General features: G+C 31.6%; 2 protein-coding genes. Both read right to left on the reverse strand.

Annotated elements, in window-relative coordinates; translation table 11 throughout:
* Nucleotides 1–529: 529 nt before the first annotated feature.
* A complete protein-coding gene (locus DV872_RS25920) occupies nucleotides 530–1,606 on the reverse strand; it encodes a Fic family protein (protein WP_114632876.1) in 1,077 nt (358 codons plus the stop codon).
* A 204-nt stretch (nucleotides 1,607–1,810) separates the two neighbouring features.
* On the reverse strand, nucleotides 1,811–2,557 hold a 747-nt coding region (locus DV872_RS25925), incomplete at its 5' end, for a hypothetical protein (RefSeq protein WP_171832187.1).

A 2,557-nucleotide genomic window follows, 5' to 3' on the forward strand; every position in this document is an offset into this window, starting at 1 on the left:
ACTCTTTATAGTCCCGGATTATGTGATCCCAATCTTCTGATGTTCTTCTTTTCATTTTCCACTCCTTTAGAATAGAAAATGCATAGAAATCTCAGTTACTGGTAGATGGGGCTTTATTAGCGGTTACAAAACAATTACCTGAAACCCACGTTGTTTACCTAAATCCATCTGCAGATACAAGGATTAAAATAAAAGCAGAAAAAGAAAGGAAATTCGCCAGTTAAATTTTATCATTATTTCAAAGAGCACACTTCAACTATGTTGACATATTCCGGGGGGTCAGTATTGCGATTAGTGACACCATGAATTTCTTTTTTGATTGGAACAGACTTGGGTACGGATGTATTTCTATATTAAGAAAATGTCTATATGTGTTTGGAGCAGAATTATCTGCAACCAGTCTTAGAAACAAGACAGAATAATTAATTGGTCATATCTTTGCATCATTTCTGTAAAACATAGGCTTTTTTAGTCAGGGGTTCCTATGTCCCTTGACGATTGGAGCTCTTATATGTGTTATGTACCACCATTATTTCTTCAGTAAATCATATAGAGGACGATTAACAAATATTGTCTCTTTTCCTAATCGAAATGATTCTAATACCCCTATCAACACAAGTTCTTTTAAGTATTTACTTGCAGTTCTTCTTTCAGCTATACCTGCCTCTACGAGAAAAGCGATTTTCGTATAAGGTTGAACAAATAATAATTCAATTAGCTCTTTTGAATAAATATTTTTTGGAAGTCTACTCTTACATACTTCAATTGTCGTTTCTAATAATTCCATTATGTCTGAGATGATTTTATATGTTTCCTTTGCTGTATCTTCTACAGCTTTTAACATATATACGATCCAATCTTCCCAATTTTCAGACTTATGCATTTGTTGAAGTAACCTGTAATACTGTGTTTTATTTTTAATTATGTATGAACTAAGAAAAAGAACAGGTGTATCTAGTAATCCTTTTAGAACAAGATAAAGAACATTTATTATTCTACCTGTTCTACCATTACCATCATAGAATGGATGTATTGATTCAAATTGATAATGGATTACAGCCATTTTTATCAAGTAGTCAATTTCATCATCTGAATTTATATATTTCTCAAGATTTGCAAGAAGATTCTTGATTACTTCTTCATTATCAGGGGGAGTATAAAGTACTTCACCGGTTGTATCATTAACTAAACTTGTTCCAGGTAATTTTCTTAAACCAGCCGTATTTTGTTCAAGCTCTTCTTGAATTGATAATATCGTATTTACACGTAAAATATCGCTTTTCTTTATTTCATTATATCCAAGCCATAAAGCTGATCTATAGCTTAAAACCTCTTTTGTTGCTGGATCAAGAACTCGTTCATTTGCTACTATAGCCTTATAGAGAGCATCTTGAGTCGTTATGATATTTTCTATTTCTGAACTGGCTGAAGCTTCCTTCAGTATTATTGAACTTAGTAATATTGAATCATTTGGTAAGAGAGAACAGTATCCCTTTAGCCTTGCTAGCTCTCGGTTAGAAGAAATAGCATGTTTTAAAACATTCTTAGTCTCAATTTCTTGTTTTGGAGGTAATACAGGTAAACTATTATTTGCTATTTCACTCATATCATGTTCATTATAATCCATTTATTGTACATGTCAATGTTGTCATGTGTATATATCCTAATTTTATGACCACGTTTCAGTTGTCATGTGCATTGTGTGTACATAACTTCGACTTAACTTGATTTGCGTATTCTGGCGTCCAACTTGCCTGCGTAGCAGATTAGCAAGTTGGATGTCAGTAGCTAATTCAAGTTCAAATCATTATTATATGTCCATCTGTTCATAAGTATTTTTAAGATTACTTTTGCATTCATCACATAATATTTCTTCTTTGTTATCATGCTCATCTAATGAATGTGGATATGCTCTAGAACAATGTGCTACAGTGCATCTGGGTATACCTACTAAATATCCAGCTGAGGATAAAGCCTGCATATTAGCTCTTTTAATCTTTATCTCGGATGTAGTTTCTCCTTTGATAAATCTGTTATAGCTCATTACTGCAATATCCGAACTATTCCATCCAAACAAAAAATTATATGTATTTGCATAGATATCATTAGTGGTTATACCAAGTATTCCTAGACAATCGGTTTCATTGATTAGCTCACGATATTGGCTATTTATTTGATTCATAATTTTATCTGCATCATATTGATCTTCAATCAAATCCATATTGGTCTTCCAGAGTTCATCTCCATTTTCCTCTTGTGAGTAAAAGAAATGTACAACCCTTTCATTAATGTAATCTGATTCTGATATGAATCCATTTTCATTCAAATAGGAGAGTAGTTCATTAAACTGTTCTTCTCCATTTTTTGAAATATAATTATTCACAATTGAATCAAAATATTTCTTGTGATTATCTCTTAGATTTTCTTTGGTTGGATTTAATATATCTACCAGTACTTTAACTGTAATTTTGTACTCTGATTCAAGCTTATTCTTTATTGCTTGAATATAAATTTCTTCAATATCCTCAATAGGCAAAATGTAAATGTACTTATCAAA

This window comes from Oceanispirochaeta sp. M1, from assembly GCF_003346715.1.
Taxonomy (GTDB): domain Bacteria; phylum Spirochaetota; class Spirochaetia; order DSM-2461; family DSM-2461; genus Oceanispirochaeta.